The following is a 17,877-nucleotide window of genomic DNA, read 5'->3' as shown; positions in this document are numbered from 1 at the left end:
CACCTGGTGAACAGTGGCCGCCAGCAGGGTGAACACTGGACCACATGAGCCCGATTCGTGCCTTCGTGCGCGCTGGATGCGCTAGATGGTCTCCTACCATCGGATCGTGGATTGGAAGTTCCGGCAGGCGAAGTCCGAGGGTCCGGCGGTGACCGACATCCTCGACGCGCTGCAGGTCGGGGTACTCGTGCTCGATGAGGGCGACCATCCGGTGCTCGCCAACGCGGCGGCACGGGAGATGGGCCTCGTCCGGCAGCGCCAGGGTGGCACCGCCGAGCCGACCGAGGAGGCGCACACCATCGTGCGCACGCTCGCGGGCCAGGTGCGGCGCACCGGCATCACCCGCGTCGTCGAGCTCGACCTGCCCCGGCTGACGCACGGCGAGCCGCTCGGCGTCAACGTGCGGGCCAGCGCGCTCGACGGCGGCCGGGTCGCGATCGAGGCGGCCGACGTCACCGAGGCACACCGGGTCGCCCGGGTGCGCCGGGACTTCGTCGCCAACGTCAGTCACGAGCTCAAGACCCCGGTCGGCGCGTTGCAGTTGCTGGCCGAGGCGCTGCTGGACGCGACCGACAAGGACCCCGCGGCCGCCATCCGCTTCGCCGAGCGGATCAAGCACGAGTCGTCGCGGCTGGGCCGGCTGGTCTCGGAGCTGCTCGAGCTGTCCCGGCTGCAGGGCGCGGAGCCGCTGCCCGAGCCGGAGCCGGTCGACGTCGACAAGATCACCGCCGAGGTGCTCGACCGGGCCAAGACCCCGGCCTCGGCCAAGGAGATCGACCTGCGCTTCACGGGCGTGCGCGGGCTGAAGGTCTACGGCAACGAGAACCAGCTCGTCACGGCCGTGGCCAACCTGGTCGAGAACGCGATTGCGTACTCGCCGGAGCACACCGCGGTCACCGTGGCCACCAGCGAGGACAACGGGTACGTCGAGATCGCCGTCATCGACCAGGGCATCGGCATCGAGCCCCGCGACCTCGACCGCATCTTCGAGCGGTTCTACCGCGCCGATCGGGCGCGCTCGCGGGCCACCGGCGGCACCGGGCTCGGCCTCGCGATCGTCAAGCACATCTCCACCAACCACGGTGGCCGGGTGACGGTGGCGAGCACAGTAGGAGTTGGCTCGACGTTCACGTTGCGGCTGCCTTCGCGTCCGACGGAGGCCGCGTTGACGCTACCGCCGTCAGTTGAGATCGGAGGGGCCCCATGATCGTTACGCAACAGCAACCTTCCACCCGCGGTTCGCAGCGCAGTGCGGCTCCCCGGCAGCTACGAAAGGACAGCACGTTGGCGCGCGTACTCGTGGTCGAGGACGAAGAGTCGATCTCGGACCCGTTGTCGTACATGCTTCGCCGCGAGGGCTTCGAGGTCTCGATCGCGGCGACCGGCACTGAGGCCATGACCGAGTTCGACCGCACCGGCGCGGACATCGTCCTGCTCGACCTCATGCTGCCCGAGATGTCCGGCACCGAGGTGTGCCGGCAGATGCGGCAGAAGTCCAACGTGCCGATCATCATGATCACGGCACGGGACAGCGAGATCGACAAGGTGGTCGGCCTGGAGATCGGGGCCGACGACTACGTCACCAAGCCCTACTCGCCCCGCGAGCTGGTCGCGCGCATCCGCGCGGTGCTGCGCCGCCAGGTCGACACGGTCGGCGAGCTCGCCCCGCCGACGCTCTCGGCCGGCCCGGTGCGCATGGACGTCGACCGGCACGTGGTGACCGTGGCGGGGGATGCCGTACAGCTGCCGCTCAAGGAATTCGAGCTGCTCGAGCTGCTGCTGCGCAACGCCGGCCGGGTGCTCACCCGCGGCCAGCTGATCGACCGCGTCTGGGGTGCGGACTACGTCGGCGACACCAAGACGCTGGACGTGCACGTCAAGCGGCTGCGCTCCAAGATCGAGCCCGAGCCCTCGGCGCCGCGGTACATCGTCACCGTCCGCGGCCTCGGCTACAAGTTCGAGCCGTAGGCCGGCGGGCCGCCCTACCCGGCGTTCGCGACGGATTCGCGGTTGCGCCTGCGCTCCTCCATCTCGCGGCGCAGGACGTAACCGCGGATCGCGCGGCCGATGAGCTCGCTGGTCTCGTACGTGATGATCACGTCGTAGGTGGCGTTCTCGGGATCCCGCCGGACGAACAGGACGGTCCCGCGCAGCGTGATCGACTCGGACTCCAGCGAGACCTTCACGTCGACGCGGTCGTCGCGCTCGAAGCGGTCCTCCAGCAACCGGCACCGCACGCCGCCCTCGGACAGGTCGATGACCCTGCCCTGGTACGTCGAGCCGCCGTGACTCACCTCGACCCACTCGCCCCCGCCGCCGCGTACGTAGTTGCGGCGCGTCTGCAGGCGGATCGAGCCGATGGCCTCCAGGGACCAGCGGGGCGGTTGTTCCCGGCCGAGCTCGACGAGGCGCACGTCCACGGCCTGGCGCCGGTCGCCCGCCACCCAGGCGAGCTCCATGGACGCGCCGACCTTGGGCACGTCCGCCGGTATCACACCGAAGGGCGCGGCCACGGTCAGGCGCTTGCCGCTCATGTCCTCGACGCGGGACTGATAGGCCTCTCCGTCCATCAGCACCACGTCGACCAGGGCGTTGATCGTGGGCAGGCTCGTCACGCCCGGACCTTCGGCTCACCCGGACGAGACTTGAGGAGTCCGGCCTCACGACACGCCCGGCTGCCGTAGCGTTCTGCGTGGTGCGCAGCTTCAACACCGGCCCGGCCGGCTTGCTCATGATGGTCGTCGGCCTGCTGCTGGCGGTCAGTTCCGCCTATACCGCATTCGCCAGGGCCGGCTGGCCGCGGCTGCTGCCGAGCATCCTGATCGGGCTGTCGCTGATGGCGGTGGGCTACTCGCTGGTCGCGCGGGCCCGCCGCTCCCGCTCCCGCTCCGGCTCAGACCGGTCTGATGGGGATGAGCTTTAGGTTCCTGGCTCCGGTGGTCGCCGGGTGCTCGGCGACCATGCCCTGCTCGGCCCGCGCCGCGCAGAGCTCCGCGAGCCGCGCATACGCCGATTTGCCGATCAGCGCCGTCAGCTCCGGTTCGTACTCCTGGTAGAGCCGCTTCGCCCCCACGTGCGCCTCCGGGGAGGAGGTGCACCACCAGTGCAGGTCGTGGCCGCCCTCGCCCCAGCCGCGGCGGTCGAACTCGCCGAGCGTGGAGACGAGCACCTTGGTGCCGTCGGGGCGCTTGCGCCAGTCCTGGTCGCGGCGCACCGGCAGCTGCCAGCAGACGTCCGGCTTGTATTCCAGCGGATGCACGCCGTCGCGCAGCGCCTGGCCGTGCAGGGCGCAGCCGCCCCCGCCCTCGAAGCCCGGGTCGTTCTGGAAGACGCAGCCGCCGCCGGCCCGCGTGGCCGTGCGCAGGGCCTTGTTCTTGCCGTCGATCGTGTCGTTCTCGGTCCACCGCTTGAAGCCGCGGCGATAGTGCTGCCAGTGCTCGGGCGTGAGCTTCTTGACCGCCGCCCGCACCCGCTCCTGGTCGTCGTCGTCGGTGAAGAAGGCGCCGTGCGAGCAGCAGCCCTCCTCGGCGCGCCCCTCGATGATGCCGTGGCAGCCGGTGCCGTAGACGCACGTCCAGTTGGACAGCAGCCAGGTCAGGTCGGCGCGGATGAGGTGGTCGGCGTCGGCCGGGTCCGAGAACTCGAGCCACTCGCGCGGGAAGTCGAGGTCGACCTCGAGGCTGCGCGGGTCCTCGAGGTCCTCGACCTCGACGTGGATGTCCATTCGACGAAGCGTACGCCGTCCTCCGCGCGCGGCCGAAACCCCACGCGGATACGGTTCGACCATGCGACTCGGTGTGCTCGACGTGGGTTCCAACACGGTCCACCTGCTGGTAGTCGACGCGCACCACGGCGCCCACCCGTGGCCGGCACACTCGCAGAAGGCCGAGCTGCGCCTCGCCGAGCGCATCGGCGGCAACGGCGAGCTGACCAAGGCCGGTGCCGACAGCCTCGTCGCCGCGGTGGCCCAGGCCCGCGACGCCGCCGCCCGGCTGGAGACCGACGACCTGCTCGCCTTCGCCACCTCGGCCGTGCGCGACGCGAAGAACTCGGCCCGCGTGCTCAAGCGCGTGCGCGAGGAGACCGGCGTCGACCTGCAGGTGCTCTCCGGCGAGGCCGAGGCCATCATGACCTTCCTGGCCGTGCGCCGGTGGTTCGGCTGGTCGGCCGGGCGGCTGCTGGTGATGGACATCGGCGGCGGGTCGCTGGAGCTCGCCGCGGGCATCGACGAGGAGCCGGACGTGGCGCTGTCGGTGCCGCTGGGGGCCGGGCGGCTGAGCCGGGAGCGGCTGCCCGGAGACCCGCCGTCGGCGAGTTCGGTGGACGCCTTGGGCGAGTACGCGGAAACCGTCGTCGGCAAGGTCGCGCCGGGACTGCTCGTGAGCGGATGGGACCGCCCGGTCGCCACCTCGAAGACCTTCCGCACCCTGGCCCGCCTGGCCGGGGCGGCCCCGAGCGGCGCCGGCCCGCGGGTGTCGCGCCGCCTCACGCGCACCGGCCTGCACCAGGTGCTGTCCTTCATCCGCCGCATGTCGTCCTCGGCGCTGGCCGAGATCGACGGCGTCAGCCCCGGCCGCGCGCACCAAATCCTCGCCGGCGCCGTGGTGGCCGAGGCCACGATGCGGGTGCTGGGCATCGACGAGGTCGAGATCTGCCCGTGGGCGCTGCGCGAAGGAGTGATTCTTCGCCGGCTGGAAGTGCTGGAGTCGAGTTGATCGACAGGAGACGCTACCCGGATCGGGCTAGCCTGGTGGTGTGAGTCGCCAAGTTCCGGTCCTGTTGTCCACCTCCTCGGTCTTTCCCGAGCCGACCGCGGCCGGCTTCGAGATGGCTGCCCAGCTCGGCTACGACGGCGTCGAGGTCATGGTCTGGTCCGACGCGGTCAGCCAGGACTCGGGCGCGCTGGCGGGGCTCTCGAAGCACTACAACGTGCCGGTGCGCTCCGTGCATGCCCCGTGCCTGATGGTCACCCAGCGGGTCTGGAGCCCCGACCCGTGGGAGCGCCTGCGCCGCGCCGCCGAGCTCGCCGACACGCTAGGCGCCGACACCGTCGTGGTGCACCCGCCGTTCGCGTGGCAGCGCGACTACGCGCGCACGTTCTCCTCAGGCCTGCTGCGCCTCGGGCGGCAGTTCCCCGGCATCCGCTTCGCCGTGGAGAACATGTTCCCGCTGCGCGGGGTGGGCCGCGAGTTCGTGCCCTACGCGCCCGGCTGGGACCCGACGCTGACCGGGTTCGACGCCTACACGCTGGACCTCTCGCACTGCGCCGCCTCGCGCACCGACGTGATGACGCTCGCCGACACGATGGCCGGCAACCTGGCCCACGTCCACCTCGGCGACGGCACGGGGAAGGGGCGCGACGAGCACCTGGTGCCGGGGCGGGGGAGTATGCCGTGCGCGAAGCTGCTGGCCTCGCTCGAGTCGCGGGGCTTCACCGGGTCGGTGGCGGTCGAGGTCGGGACTCGGAAGGCGGGGAGCCGGGCGGAGCGGGAGGCTGATCTGGCCGAGTCGCTGCGGTTCGCTCGCCAGCACCTTGCTACGCCGTCGCCGGTCGCCTGAGCCGCTGCTGCCAGTCGCGTCACCATTGTTCGGCGCGTGCTGTTGCGCCGCTCGCCGCTTGCGCCTGTTGCCCGCGCGCTCGTAAGCGGCGCTCGCCGCTTGGTGGCGCACCCGTTCCCTGCCATGTGCCGTCGTTCGTGGCCGACCGATACGGCGATTTGCGGCGTCACCGATTGCGTCGCTTGCTGGCGCCTACCGTCCGTGGCGGCCGAGCCGAAGCGGCGAGTTGCGCTGCGTGCCGCGCCCAGACGCGCTAGCTGCTCGGAGGCCGTTTGAGCTGCGCAAACGTCGCGCGGCGCCGACGGTGAAGCGCGCGAATCGGATTTATCGCCTGTCAGGGTATAAATCCGATATGTCGCGGCGCGAAGCGCCCGACATATCGCGCAGGAAAGCGAAACAGCCCCGACCGCGGGAGTGGTGCGCGGGCCGGGGCCGTTTCCGAAGTCGGCGTCAGATCCTGCGTACGGACTCGGCCTGGGGGCCCTTGGGACCCTGCTTGATCTCGAACTCGACGCGCTGGTTCTCGTCGAGGCTGCGGTAGCCGTCCGACTGGATGGCAGAGAAGTGGACGAAGACGTCGGCTCCGCCGTCGACGCTGATGAAGCCGAAGCCCTTCTCAGCGTTGAACCACTTCACGGTTCCCTGGGCCATGGTGCTGTTTCTCCTTCGTAGGGCGTTGTGATCCGGTGACGTACCCGGTGTCGGGGGCCGGCCGAGAACAGAGGCCGGAACCGCATCGCCCAAGCCCGCGTGTCCGACTTGTCGGACGCGCGGTAAAGCGAACCACATGACGCAAGATATGCCGAAGTTGCCCGCGCCGGAGGCGTTTCCAGGACTTACGCCGTCACGACCGCCCGATCGGCGTCACCCACCGGGCTCGCCGCGGGCTGCAGCGGGGCCGCCGCGCTCGTCTCGGCGGCGCGCTTGCGGGCGCGATGGGCCGCGACGTGGGAGCGGGTGGCGCAGCGCTCGGAGCAGAAGCGGCGGCAGCAGTTGGACGACGTGTCCAGGTAGACGTTGCCGCAGCGTTCGTCGGCGCAGACGCCGAAGCGGGTGCTGCCGTGCTCGCACAGCCACACGGCCAGGCCCCAGGCCGCGCCGGCCAGGAGCTCCGAGCTCACCGACGAGCCGCGGCCGGTCACGTGCATGTGCCAGTCGTGGGTGTCGTGCCCGGAGATGCGCGGCTGCATCGGGTAGGCCTCGAGCAGCGCGTTGAGCTCGGCCACGGCGGCCACGTCCCGGCCGGAGGAGCCGTGCTCGAACACCTCCCGCAGCCGCTTGCGGGCCCGGCGGAAGGCGACCAGGTCGCGCTCCGTCGCCTCGGCGGTCTGCCAGCTGTCCTCGCCGAAGAGGGCAGCAAGATCTTGCATGCTTTCGAGCGGCGCGTTGACGATGTCGACGGCGGTCCGCGCATACGCGTCGAAGTCCACCCGACCAAGGTAGTCAAGAAATGCCACAGTGGCGACCAGGCGTCACCGGCGACGGCGGATCTGTTTACGCTCGGCACATGCTCAGATCGGTCATCCTCGCCGCCAGCCGCTCCACGAGGGTCGAGCGGCTCGTTGAAACCGCCCCGGTCAGCCGCAGCATCGTGCGCCGCTTCATCGCCGGGGAGCACGCGGACGACGCGCTACAGCGCACCCGCGAACTCGTCGCGGACGGACTCTCCGGCACCCTCGACTACCTCGGGGAGGACACCACCAACCCGCACCAGGCCGAGGCGACCCGGGACGCATACCTCAAGCTCCTCGACGCGCTGCACGCCGCCGAGCTGACCCCGGCGGCCGAGGTCAGCCTCAAGCTCTCCGCGCTGGGCCAGGTCTTCGACGAGAAGGTCGCCTACGAGCACGCCCGCGCGATCTGCGCCAAGGCCAGCGAGTCCGGCACCACGGTGACGCTGGACGCCGAGGACCACACGACGACCGACTCGACGCTGGAGGTGCTCGCCCGGCTGCGCGGGGAGTTCCCGACCACCGGGGCGGTCCTGCAGGCGTACCTGCGCCGCACCGAGGCCGACTGCCGGGAGCTCGCCGTCGCGGGCTCGCGGGTCCGGCTGTGCAAGGGCGCCTACAAGGAGCCGGAGTCGGTGGCGTACCAGACCCGCCTCGACGTGGACAAGTCCTACGTGCGCTGCCTCAACGTGCTCATGGCCGGCGGTGGGTACCCGATGCTCGCCACCCACGACCCGCGGCTGATCGGCATCGGCGAGGACCGGGCGAAGTGGTACGAGCGCACCCCGGACGAGTTCGAGTTCCAGATGCTCTACGGCGTGCGCCCCGAGGAGCAGCTGCGCCTCGCCCAGCTGGGCTACACCGTGCGGGTCTACCTGCCGTACGGCACGCAGTGGTACGCGTACATGATGCGCCGCCTCGCCGAACGCCCCGCCAACGTCGGATTCCTGGCCAGGGCGCTGCGGTCGCGGGTCTGACAACGCCGCGGGCGGGCCCTGGGAAACGGGCTCTTCGTCACATCCAGGCGCTTCTCGTCCGTATGGGCGACGCGACGCCTTGACCGTCTCACGTACGGTCCGGCAGTGATGGTTGGGGATGAACGGAGGTACGCGGACGTCGACGACGTCACCGCGACCCGCCCCGCCATTCCCCACCAGCGCGGCGAAGCCCGCCATGAAGCCCGCCATCACGTCCCCGGCGAGCCCGCCCCGCCCCGCGGCGGCACCGTCTTCCGGCTGGCCCTGCTCGCCTCGCTCGCGGTGCTGCTGGGCGCCCCCGCGGGCGCGATCGCCTACGCCACGGCCCGGCACGAGCACTCGGCGATCGTGTCCGGCCAGGACCTGGCCGGGGACGAGAGCGTCCAGAGCGGCGGGCGCGCCGGGGCCAAGGCCGGGCAGCCGGGCACTCCGGACGCGACCGCGAACGCGCTCACCCCGAACGCGCTGCCCAACACCCTCGACGGCCGGATTCGCAAGGCCCTGCGCGACCAGGCGGCCGCGCTGCTCGGCGGCGACGAGGACGGCTTCCTGCGCCCCGTCGACCCGTCCGCGGACGGGCTGCGCGAGGACCTCGCCCGCCGGTTCGGCTCGCTGCGCCAGCTGCAGGTGAAGCTCTGGCAGCCGCGGGCCGACGGCGCGGCGAAGACCGGGCCCGGCGGCACCGCGACCGTGACGGTGCGGGTGAAGTACTGCTACGTCGTGACCACCTGCGACCCGATGGAGCTCGCGGCCGACACGCGCTGGAAGGTCACCGGCGAGGGCGTCACGCTGCTGGAGTTCGGCACCTCCACCGAGCTCGGCCCGCGCCCGTGGGAGGTCAGCGAGCTGCGCACCGCGGTCGGGAACCGGGTGGTGATGGCGACGACCGCGCGGTACGCGTCGCGGCTGCCCGCCATGCTCGCCGCGGCCGAGCAGGCGGCCGAGCTCACCGACACGTTCGCGCGCTGGGGGCCGCCGCCCGCGCGGTACGTCGTCTACCTGGCCGGGCCCGACGAGTGGGCGAGCTGGTACGGCATGCGGCCGGAGGCGTGGGTGATCGGGTTCGCGCTGCCGCTCACCTCGAGCGCGACCGAGATCGTGCTCAACGCGAACCGGGTCGACACCAAGCAGACCCTCGACGTGCTGCGCCACGAGTTCACGCACGTCGTGACGCTGTCCGGGGTCGAGAAGGCCTACGAGCACACCTGGTGGCTGGTCGAGGGCATCGCGGAGTACGTGCGCGTCAAGGGCAGCGGCAAGCCCTTCGACCAGATGGGCGACGTGCGCGCCTACCTGCGCGGCGGGCGCTGGAAGAGCGAGATCGCCCTGGACGACCCGCCCGCCGACGCGAGCACCGCGGACGTCAGCGGCCGCTACGGCGTGGCGTACCTCTCGCTGCAGCACCTGGCCGACCGCTACGGCGAGGACAAGCTGCTCGAGTTCTTCGACTACGCCGCCCGCCAGGGGATCTCGCTCGACGACTCGGCCCGCAAGGCGTTCGGGACGAGCTGGAACGACGTGGCGGACGACTGCGCCCACTACGTGCGGGCACGCGCGTAGTGCAGTGACGTATCTACACTGACGAGCGTGTATCGCGTCCCCTCGCGAACGATCGCCGTCGCCGTGCTGATCCTGGTGTCGCTCACCGGCGCGTCGTGCTCGGGCAACGACTCCGGCATCGGCCTGGGCAGCGCCGGGCGCGGCGACGTGGCCGAGGTCGTCGACGCCCCCGCCACCATCACCGCCCGGGCCGCCGCCACGCTCACCGCGGCCGCCGACGGCACCCTGATCTCGCTGAGCGTCAAGCCCGGCGACACCGTCACGGCCGGCCAGGTGCTCGCGGTCGTCGACTCGCCCGGGGCCCGGCGGCGGCTCGAGGAGGCGGGCGCGGCCCTCGACGCGCTCAAGAACGCCGGAGGCGGCGGCGCCGGGGTCAAGAACCTCTCCGCCCAGCAGCGCAGGACCGACGACGCCGCGGCCAAGGCGTTCTCGGACGCGCGCGCCGCGGCCGCGCAGATCGCCGACGTGGCCGTGCGGACCACGCTGACCACCCAGATCGACCTCGCCGAGCGGACCTACCAGGAGGCGGCCGCGTCCGCGCGGGCCGTGATCCAGAGCGTGCAGCGCGGCCTGGCCAGCGTCTCGCAGGCGATGGCGGCGCTCACCCAGGCCCAGCGCGCCCAGGCCCAGTCCGCGTTCGACCTGGCCCAGACCACCGTCGACCAGCTCACCCTGCGGGCGCCGGTCGCCGGGGTGGTGCAGTTCGGCGGCACCTCGGCGGCGAGCGCGTCCTCGATCACCGACCTGCTCGGCGCGGCCACCGGCGGGCAGGCGCCGGTCTCGGTGCCGACGGGCGGGGCCGGTGCCGGCGGCGCCGGGCCGGGCGTGGACCCCGCGGTGCCGGTCGGCGGCCGGGTGAGCGCGGGCACGGCGATCCTGACCGTGGTCGACGTGTCGGAGCTGGGGCTGATGGCCGAGGTCGACGAGACCGACGTGCTGCTCGTCCAGCCCGGCGTCACGGCGAAGGTCGAGCTCGACGCCGCCCCGGGCGCGACCTACGACGCCACGGTGACCTCGGCCGACGTGCTGCCGAGCACCTCGGCGCGGGGCGGGGTGGCGTACCGCTCACGGCTGCGGCTCGGCACCGGGACGTACGACGACGGACGCCCGGCCCCGAGTCCCCGTCCGGGCATGAACGCGGTCGCGCACCTGCAGGTCCGCTCAATCCACGACGCGGTGACCGTCCCGGCCGCGGCGGTGTTCAACGTCGGCGGCAAGGACGTCGTGTGGCTGGTGCGGGGCGGCCGGGCGGTGCAGCAGCCGGTGAGCGTCGGCGTGTCCGGCCAGGACCGCATCCAGGTACTCAGCGGTGTCAGCGACGGCGACCAGATCGTGGTGCGCGGCACCGACAAGGTCAAGCAGGGCATGGAACTGCCGCGATGACCGCGGCCCTGGTCGCGGAGCGGGTCACGCGGGACTACGCGCTGGACGGGGTCACCGTCGCGGCGCTGCGGGGCGTGAGCTTCACGATCGACGCCGGCGACTACGTGGCGATCATCGGGCCGTCGGGCTCGGGCAAGTCGACGCTCATGCACCTGCTCGGCGGGCTGGACCGGCCCACCTCCGGGCGGCTGCTGCTCGGCGGCCGGGAGGTGGCCGGCCTCGACCCCCGGGAGCTGGCCCGGCTGCGCAACGAGACCATCGGCTTCGTCTTCCAGTCGTTCCACCTGCTGGCCCGCACGAGCGCGGTCGACAACGTGGCGCTTCCCCTGGTGTACCGCGGAATGCGCGCATCGCAGCGGCGCCGGCGGGCGGTCGCGATGCTGGAGCGGGTCGGGCTCGGCCATCGCCTCGACCACCGCCCCAACCAGCTCTCCGGCGGCGAGCAGCAGCGGGTGGCGATCGCCCGGGCTCTCGTCACCGACCCGCAGGTGCTGCTGGCCGACGAGCCGACCGGCAACCTCGACACCAGCAACGGGCAGGCGGTCCTCGCGCTGCTGGAGGCGCTCAACCGCGAGCAGGGGGTGGCACTGGTGATCGTCACGCACGACCGCGAGGTGGCCGCCCGCGCCGACCGCCAGATCGTCATGCGCGACGGCGAGATCGTCGAGACGCTGCCCGCCCCGGAGGCGCCGTGAGGTTCGCGGAGGCCTGGCGGGTCGCGCTCGACGCGTTGCGCGCGAACCGGCTGCGCAGCATGCTCACGATGCTCGGCGTGATCATCGGGGTCGCGGCCGTCGTCGTGCTCGTGGCGATCGGCACCGGCACCAAGCAGGAGATCGAGCAGCAGGTCGAGGGGCTCGGCTCCAACCTGCTCATCGTCGTGCCGGGCCAGGTCAACCTCGGCTCCGCGCCGTCGGTCTCGCGGATGGACCTCTCCGACGTCGACGCGGTGTCGAAGATCGTCGGCGACCGCAACCGGGTGGCGGTGACCGTCGCCTCCGGCGAGACCGTGGCGGCCGGCCACGCGGAGACCTTCGCGAGCGTCAACGGCGTCATCGAGACGACCCCGAACGTGTTCGTGCGCCATCTGGCCCGGGGGACGTACCTGACCCGCTCCGACGTCGACACCCAGCGCCGGGTCGCGGTGCTCGGCTGGAGCGTCGCCCACAAGCTCTTCGGCGACCGGGACGCGGTCGGCCAGCAGCTGACCATCGCGGGCGTGCGGTTCCGGGTGAGCGGCGTGTTCGAGCAGCTCGGGCAGAGTCTCGGGATCGATCGCGACAACGAGGTACACGTGCCGATCACGACGGCCCAGCGACTGCTCGCGACCAACCGGGTCGACGGGATCGCGGTCAACGCGCCCGACCGCGACGAGATCGGGGACCTGTCCGCGCGCATCATCGCCGAGCTCACCCGGCGCCACCCCGGCACCCAGTTCAGCGCCGTGACCCAGGAGCAGATCCTGGGCGTGCTCGGCGACATCCTGGGCGTGCTCACCGGCGTGCTGGCCGCCATCGCCGGCATCTCGCTGCTGGTCGGCGGGGTGGGGGTCTCCAACATCATGCTCGTCTCGGTGCGCGAGCGGACCAAGGAGATCGGGCTGCGCAAGGCCGTCGGCGCCCGTCCGCGCGACATCGGGGTGCAGTTCCTGCTCGAGGCGGTGCTGCTCACCACGCTCGGCGGCGTGATCGGGATGGGGCTCGGCATCGGGGCGGCCCTCGTCGTCGCCGCGCTCTCGCCGGTGCCGGCCGCGATCACCTGGTGGTCGCTCGCGCTGGCCTTCGGCGTCTCCGCCGGGGTCGGGATCATCTTCGGCGTGGTGCCCGCCCAGCGGGCCGGGCGCCTCGACCCGGTCGTCGCGCTGCGCACGGAGTGATCAATTATCGCGGAAAGATTCCGTCGATCCTGGGGCGCAAGTCACAGGCGTACCGTTACCGTACTGGTAACACGCTGATTGAGTAACGCTCGATCCGGGGCTGCCGGGCCGAGCGCTCGGCGAGCACGCTGGTCGGAGGTCGCGATGTCGAGCACGCCACACACCACCGAAGGCCGGTTGGGCGAGGTCAGGTTCCTGACTGTCGCCGAGGTGGCCACCCTGATGCGGGTGTCCAAGATGACCGTCTACCGCCTCGTCCACGCCGGGGACCTGACCGCGGTCCGCGTCGGCCGGTCGTTCCGGGTCCCGGAGCATGCGGTCGACGCCTACCTCCGCGAAGCCTTCCGCGAGACCGCCTGAGCACGCGCACGGCGTCACCTCCGCGGTATGGCGGTGAACGACGTGTGTCGATGCTGCACCCCTGCCGGGCGGCCCCGCCGCTCCGCCGTGCATCGCTCGATGGTGATCTTCGCCGGGGCCGTTTTCCGATCCAGCGGCGATGCGGCTACCCTTGAACGGCTAACCATGTCTTCGGCGTGCCAGCGATGGCACGCGTTCCGCTGTATCGAGGAGATGCTCGTATGGGCTCGGTGGTCAAGAAGCGCCGCAAGCGTATGGCCAAGAAGAAGCACCGTAAGCTGCTGCGCAAGACCCGCGTCCAGCGTCGTCGTCTCGGCAAGTAGCGTCCCCGTTCATCGCCCGGCGGCCGGTCTCGGCTCCGGCCGGGTGATGAGCGTGCGCTTCGCTGTGATCGGAGCCGCGTGACCGCGTCGCCCAGCGTCGTTCTCGTGACCGGGGTGAGCCGGTATCTCGGCGCGCATCTGGCCGCACGGCTCGCCGCCGACCCGCGCATCGAACGCGTTGTCGGTGTCGACGCCACGGTGCCCGCCGGCGACCTCGCCGAGGTGCTGACCGCCGCCGGGTCCAAGATCGACGTACACCAGATCGACCTGCGCACCCCCGGGGTGCTGCGGGCGATGGTCGACGCCCGCGTTGAGGCGGTCGCGCACCTCGCCGTGGCCACCGCGACCGACCAGCACGGCGGTCGCTCGGCCATGAAGGAGCTCAACGTCATCGGCTCCATGCAGCTGCTCGCCGCCTGCCAGCAGGCGCCGCGGCTGCGGAAGCTGATCGTGCGCTCGTCGACGGCCGCCTACGGGGCCTCGTTCCGTGACCCGGCGATCTTCACCGAGGACACCGAGCCGCGCGAGGTGCCCCGCGGCGGGTTCGCCAAGGACGTGCTCGACATCGAGGGCTACGTGCGCGGCTTCCGTCGCCGGCGCCCCGACGTGGCGGCCACGGTGCTGCGCTTCGCGCCGTTCATCGGCTCCGCCGTGGACACGCGGCTGACCCGGTACTTCGACCGGCCCGTCGTGCCCACCGTGCTCGGCCGCGACCCGCGCCTGCAGTTCTTGCACGTCGACGACGCGTTCGAGGTGCTGGTGCGCTCGGTGACGCAGCCGCTCCCGGGCACGTTCAACGTGGCCGGGGCGGGCACGCTGACGCTCTCGCAGGCGGTGCGCCGCGCGGGCCGCGTCACCATGCCGGTGCTCGAGCCGGGCCTGAACGCGCTGGCCGGCCTCGGGCGCGCCGGGGTGTCCCTGGACCAGCTCGACCTGTTCGTGCACGGCCGCGTCGTCGACACCACGAAGCTGATCCGCGCGTTCGGCTTCACCCCGCGGACGACCGCGGAGGCGTTCGACGAGTTCGTCCGCAGCCGCAGGGCCAACGAGCTGCTGCCCGCGGATACGATGCGCTCGGTCGAGCAGGCGTTGCTCGACGGCTTTCGCAGGACACGTGCGGCGCGGGCCGCGTTGGAGCGTGGCGAATGACTGACCCGGATCTCCCGGACGCCTGGGACGATCGGGTCGCCGGCGCGCTGGCGTTCCTTCGTGAGCGGCTGACCGGCGAATACGAGATCGACGGCTTCGGCTTCGACCGGCACCTCACCGACGGTGTCTTCCTGCCGCTGCTGCGCCCGATCTACAACCAGTGGTTCCGCACCGAGGTCGCCGGGTCCGAGCACCTGCCCAAGGAGGGCGCGGCGCTCGTCGTGGCCAACCACTCCGGCACGCTCGCGCTCGACGCCCTGATGCTCTCGGTCGCCGTCCACGACGAGACCGCGGCCGAACGGCACCTGCGGCTGCTCGGCGCCGACCTGGTCTTCCGCATGCCGTTCCTGTCCGAGGTGGCCCGCAAGTCCGGCGCCACGCTCGCGTGCAACCCCGACGCCGAGCGCCTGCTCGCCGAGGGCGAGCTCGTGGGCGTGTTCCCGGAGGGCTTCAAGGGCATCGGCAAGCCCTTCGCCGAGCGGTACAAGCTGCAGCGCTTCGGCCGCGGCGGGTTCGTCTCGGCGGCCCTGCGCACCGGCACCCCGATCGTGCCGGTCTCGATCGTCGGGGCCGAGGAGATCTACCCGATGATCGCCAACATCCGCCCGCTGGCCCGGCTCCTGGGCGCGCCGTACTTCCCGGTCACGCCCACGTTCCCGTGGCTGGGCCCGCTCGGGCTCGTGCCGCTGCCGAGCAAGTGGCTGATCGAGTTCGGCGAGCCGATCCCGACCGAGGACTACGTCGACTCGGCCGACGATCCGATGGTCGTGTTCAACCTCGCCGACCAGGTCCGCGAGACGATCCAGCAGACCCTCTACAAGCTGCTGGACCGCCGCCCGGACGCCTTCTCGGCCTGACTCAGGACTTCGCTCGGGACTTCACTCAGGACTCGGCCGGCTGGGCCGCCGCCTGCACGGACCGGGCCGCCGTGCGACGCCGGCGCTTGCGCATCGCGGTGAACGTGGCCACGCCCCCGATCACGACCCCCGTCGCCAGCGCGGCGGGGATGGCGATCTTGGCGGCCTTCCGCCCGGTGCGGAAGTCGCGGATCTCCCAGCCGCGCTTGCGGGCCTCGCGGCGCAGCGCCGGGTCCGGGTTCACCGCGACCGCGTAGCCCACCGTGGAGAGCATCGGGGCGTCGTTGATGGAGTCGCTGTACGCCGCGCAGCGGGTCAGGTCCAGCCGCTCGGCCAGCGCCAGGGTGGTGATCGCCGAGGCCTTCTCGGGCCCGTGCATGAGGTCGCCGACCAGGCGCCCGGTGTAGACGCCGTCCTGGATCTCCGCCACGGTGCCGATCGCGCCGGTCAGGCCCAGGCGCGCGGCGATGATCCGGCCGAGCTCGACGGGCGCGGCGGTGACGAGCCACACCCGCTGCCCGGCGTCGATGTGCAGCTGGGCGAGGGCGAGGGTGCCCGACCAGATGCGGTCGGCCATGAGCTCGTCGAAGATCTCCTCGCAGAGCCGCTCCATCTCCTCGACCTTCCAGCCGGCGATGAAGGCGAGCGCGGCCGACTTGGCGCTGGAGACGGTGCCCGCGTGTTCGGAGGCCAGCAGGCGGAAGCGGGCCTGCTGGTAGGCGAAGCGGGCGAGGTCGCGGCTGGTGAAGTAGTTGCGCTTGGCCAGGCCGCGAGCGAAGTAGTAGATCGACGCGCCCTGCATCATCGTGTTGTCGACGTCGAAGAACGCCGCCGCGCCGGGGTCGGACGGGATCTCCAGGGCGGCCTCGACCTCGGCCGCCGCCCAGCCGGCGGCGGAGACGACGATGCGGCCGCTCGGCCGGCGGCGGCGCAGCGCGTTGGGACGGATCGGCACGTCGAACTCCCTTCGATGGCGACGCCCTAGGCGACGGGGCTGAGCATCCGTCGGACTCTGGACGAGCCAACGGTACAAGCACCAGACAGCAACAGGGCCCGGTGACGTGCACCGGGCCCTGTCATGTCGCGGCCATGTCGCCGCGTTGAATCAATGCAGCAGCCAGTCGAGCAGGCCGCCCTTCTCGGACTTCGTCGGGGCCGGCGTCGGGTCGGAGACCGAGTTCCCGTTGGGCGCGGCCGGGGCCGACTCGGTCGCCGAGGAGTTCGCGGCGCCGGAGGGAGCGGTGGCGGGGGAGTGCCCGCCGGTGCCGTTCCCGCCCGGGTTGCCCTGCACCGGGGCGCCGGGCTGCTGGTTCGAGGTCCCGTTGCCGCCGGTCTTGCTGTTCGGGCGGCACGCGGCGCTGCCCGGCACGGGGCCGAGCGCGTCCGGCGCGGTCACCGCGGCCGAGCCGCACTTGACGAGCGGGCGGAGGGCCTTGGACCGGTGGTCGATCTCGTCGAGCAGGGTGACCGACTTGCTCGCGCGGGTGCGGGCGTCACCGCTCGTCCCGGTCTTGAGCCGCTCGGCCGCCCCGCGCTGGTTGGTCACGAAGCCGTCGATCGCGTCCAGCGCCGCGGTGTCCTTGTGGGTCATCGCGGTGGCGGTCAGGAGCCGGACGCCCTCGAGCGTCTCGCCGTCCATGTCGTCCAGCACCGAGGAGAGCCCCGTCGGGTCCTTGACCGCCTGGGCCTCGTCGAGCCGGGTCCGGGCGAACTCGAGGTACAGCTGACCGCGGCTGATGTCCGAGCCGGCCAGCGCGAGCTGGGCCTTCTCGGTCGACCGCTTGACGGAGTAGAGCGCGTCACCGGGCATCGCGTCGCCGCTCGCGGCCGACATGCCGGAGAGGGCCAGGGTGCCGGCGGCGAGGCCGACGACGATGGCGCCTCGGGTGCGCGTCCGGCGACTGACGGCCGGTCGGCTCCCGGCGGGCCGGCGCAGCGAGCGCAGGCTTACCCGGTGGGTCGGCTCGGGCTCGGGCGCCGTGGCGGTCGCTCCGATGCCCTCGCGTTCGATCGTGGCCATGAGCATGGCCCGTAGACCGTCGCGGAACTCCTGCTGCGCCTCCACCCGGATCGGCATGTCGCCGAGCCGCTGTCCGACCGACACAAGGTCGGTGAGGGAGTCGTCGAGCGTGGTCCTCGTGTGGTGTCGCCGGGCCCCTTTGGCCTCGTCGAGGAGCTGAGCGAGTCGCTCAGCCCGTCGACGATGGAAGACGGAGCCAATCACCTGAGGCACCCCCCTTCGCTGATCGCGTCACTCAGGCGCGGCAGGGCAGCGGGATGGTGGGCCACCGCGTCCGCCGTGCGCCATGCCGACGGTCGCATCTGGACCAACGGTGCAACACGGAGGCTGGTTACGGCGCCTGCGGGGGCACTGTAACCGGA

Annotated in this window: 18 protein-coding genes and 2 pseudogenes; 14 read left to right on the top strand and 6 right to left on the bottom strand. The window is 72.0% G+C overall.

The window, feature by feature from the left end; genetic code table 11:
• The first annotated feature begins 106 nt into the window (after positions 1-106).
• Both ABT369_RS14735 and ABT369_RS14730 read left to right on the top strand, forming a co-directional pair.
• Positions 107-1,207, top strand: coding sequence for a sensor histidine kinase (locus tag ABT369_RS14735; protein ID WP_350612269.1), 1,101 nt, complete (start codon positions 107-109; stop codon positions 1,205-1,207).
• A 68-nt stretch (positions 1,208-1,275) separates the two neighbouring features.
• Positions 1,276-1,968 (top strand): annotated as a pseudogene (locus ABT369_RS14730) (winged helix-turn-helix domain-containing protein); the annotation flags it as partial.
• Positions 1,969-1,982: 14 nt separating this feature from the next.
• On the opposite strand, the gene ABT369_RS14725 reads toward ABT369_RS14730, so the two are convergent.
• A complete protein-coding gene (locus ABT369_RS14725; RefSeq protein ID WP_350612267.1) occupies positions 1,983-2,615 on the bottom strand; it encodes a PilZ domain-containing protein in 633 nt (210 codons plus the stop codon).
• A gap of 80 nt (positions 2,616-2,695) precedes the next feature.
• Here ABT369_RS14725 and ABT369_RS14720 point away from each other — a divergent pair, with 80 nt between their 5' ends.
• Positions 2,696-2,923, top strand: a complete 228-nt coding sequence (locus ABT369_RS14720; RefSeq protein ID WP_350612266.1) for a hypothetical protein — start codon at positions 2,696-2,698, stop codon at positions 2,921-2,923.
• On the opposite strand, the gene ABT369_RS14715 is transcribed toward ABT369_RS14720, so the two are convergent.
• A complete protein-coding gene (locus ABT369_RS14715) occupies positions 2,894-3,724 on the bottom strand; it encodes a DUF3109 family protein (protein ID WP_350612265.1) in 831 nt (276 codons plus the stop codon). The genes ABT369_RS14720 and ABT369_RS14715 overlap by 30 nt on opposite strands.
• A gap of 61 nt (positions 3,725-3,785) precedes the next feature.
• Between ABT369_RS14715 and ABT369_RS14710 the strand changes: the two genes are divergently transcribed.
• Positions 3,786-4,715 (top strand): Ppx/GppA phosphatase family protein, encoded by a 930-nt coding sequence (locus tag ABT369_RS14710; protein ID WP_350612264.1) that lies wholly within the window; start codon positions 3,786-3,788, stop codon positions 4,713-4,715.
• A 40-nt stretch (positions 4,716-4,755) separates the two neighbouring features.
• Positions 4,756-5,559, top strand: a complete 804-nt coding sequence (locus ABT369_RS14705) for a sugar phosphate isomerase/epimerase family protein (RefSeq protein WP_350612263.1) — start codon at positions 4,756-4,758, stop codon at positions 5,557-5,559.
• Between the two features lie 450 nt (positions 5,560-6,009).
• On the opposite strand, the gene ABT369_RS14700 is transcribed toward ABT369_RS14705, so the two are convergent.
• Positions 6,010-6,210: a cold-shock protein gene (locus ABT369_RS14700; protein ID WP_350612262.1), complete on the bottom strand. Its 201-nt coding sequence runs from the start codon at positions 6,208-6,210 to the stop codon at positions 6,010-6,012.
• A gap of 185 nt (positions 6,211-6,395) precedes the next feature.
• Positions 6,396-6,989: a CGNR zinc finger domain-containing protein gene (locus ABT369_RS14695; RefSeq protein WP_350612261.1), complete on the bottom strand. Its 594-nt coding sequence runs from the start codon at positions 6,987-6,989 to the stop codon at positions 6,396-6,398.
• A 77-nt stretch (positions 6,990-7,066) separates the two neighbouring features.
• Here ABT369_RS14695 and ABT369_RS14690 point away from each other — a divergent pair, with 77 nt between their 5' ends.
• From ABT369_RS14690 to ABT369_RS14650, 9 genes are all read left to right on the top strand, one after another.
• Positions 7,067-7,987 (top strand): proline dehydrogenase family protein, encoded by a 921-nt coding sequence (locus tag ABT369_RS14690; RefSeq protein WP_350612260.1) that lies wholly within the window; start codon positions 7,067-7,069, stop codon positions 7,985-7,987.
• 108 nt (positions 7,988-8,095) lie between these two features.
• A complete protein-coding gene (locus ABT369_RS14685; RefSeq protein ID WP_350612442.1) occupies positions 8,096-9,547 on the top strand; it encodes a basic secretory protein-like protein in 1,452 nt (483 codons plus the stop codon).
• A gap of 27 nt (positions 9,548-9,574) precedes the next feature.
• Positions 9,575-10,930, top strand: a complete 1,356-nt coding sequence (locus tag ABT369_RS14680) for an efflux RND transporter periplasmic adaptor subunit (protein WP_350612259.1) — start codon at positions 9,575-9,577, stop codon at positions 10,928-10,930.
• A complete protein-coding gene (locus ABT369_RS14675; protein ID WP_350612258.1) occupies positions 10,927-11,625 on the top strand; it encodes an ABC transporter ATP-binding protein in 699 nt (232 codons plus the stop codon). The genes ABT369_RS14680 and ABT369_RS14675 overlap by 4 nt, the downstream gene beginning before the upstream one ends.
• On the top strand, positions 11,622-12,806 hold the full coding sequence (locus ABT369_RS14670; protein ID WP_350612257.1) for an ABC transporter permease: 1,185 nt from the start codon (positions 11,622-11,624) through the stop codon (positions 12,804-12,806). Before ABT369_RS14675 ends, ABT369_RS14670 begins: the two co-directional genes overlap by 4 nt.
• 144 nt (positions 12,807-12,950) lie before the next feature.
• Positions 12,951-13,166, top strand: a complete 216-nt coding sequence (locus tag ABT369_RS14665) for a helix-turn-helix domain-containing protein (RefSeq protein WP_033363444.1) — start codon at positions 12,951-12,953, stop codon at positions 13,164-13,166.
• A 221-nt stretch (positions 13,167-13,387) separates the two neighbouring features.
• Positions 13,388-13,489, top strand: coding sequence for a 30S ribosomal protein bS22 (locus ABT369_RS14660; RefSeq protein WP_007465623.1), 102 nt, complete (start codon positions 13,388-13,390; stop codon positions 13,487-13,489).
• A gap of 78 nt (positions 13,490-13,567) precedes the next feature.
• A complete protein-coding gene (locus tag ABT369_RS14655; RefSeq protein ID WP_350612256.1) occupies positions 13,568-14,638 on the top strand; it encodes an NAD-dependent epimerase/dehydratase family protein in 1,071 nt (356 codons plus the stop codon).
• On the top strand, positions 14,635-15,495 hold the full coding sequence (locus ABT369_RS14650) for a lysophospholipid acyltransferase family protein (protein ID WP_350612255.1): 861 nt from the start codon (positions 14,635-14,637) through the stop codon (positions 15,493-15,495). Before ABT369_RS14655 ends, ABT369_RS14650 begins: the two co-directional genes overlap by 4 nt.
• 25 nt (positions 15,496-15,520) lie before the next feature.
• Here ABT369_RS14650 and ABT369_RS14645 read toward each other — a convergent pair whose 3' ends face one another.
• Together ABT369_RS14645 and ABT369_RS14640 are read right to left on the bottom strand one after the other, a co-directional pair.
• Positions 15,521-16,450 (bottom strand): HAD family hydrolase, encoded by a 930-nt coding sequence (locus tag ABT369_RS14645; RefSeq protein WP_502891750.1) that lies wholly within the window; start codon positions 16,448-16,450, stop codon positions 15,521-15,523.
• 402 nt (positions 16,451-16,852) lie between these two features.
• A pseudogene (locus ABT369_RS14640) lies at positions 16,853-17,728 on the bottom strand (DUF5667 domain-containing protein); the annotation flags it as partial.
• Between the last annotated feature and the right edge of the window lie 149 nt (positions 17,729-17,877).

The organism is Dactylosporangium sp. NPDC000244 (genome assembly GCF_040300725.1).
Lineage (GTDB): Bacteria > Actinomycetota > Actinomycetes > Mycobacteriales > Micromonosporaceae > Dactylosporangium.
The sequence above is the reverse complement of the archived record's forward strand: the minus strand, read 5'-3'. Positions and strand labels throughout refer to the sequence as shown.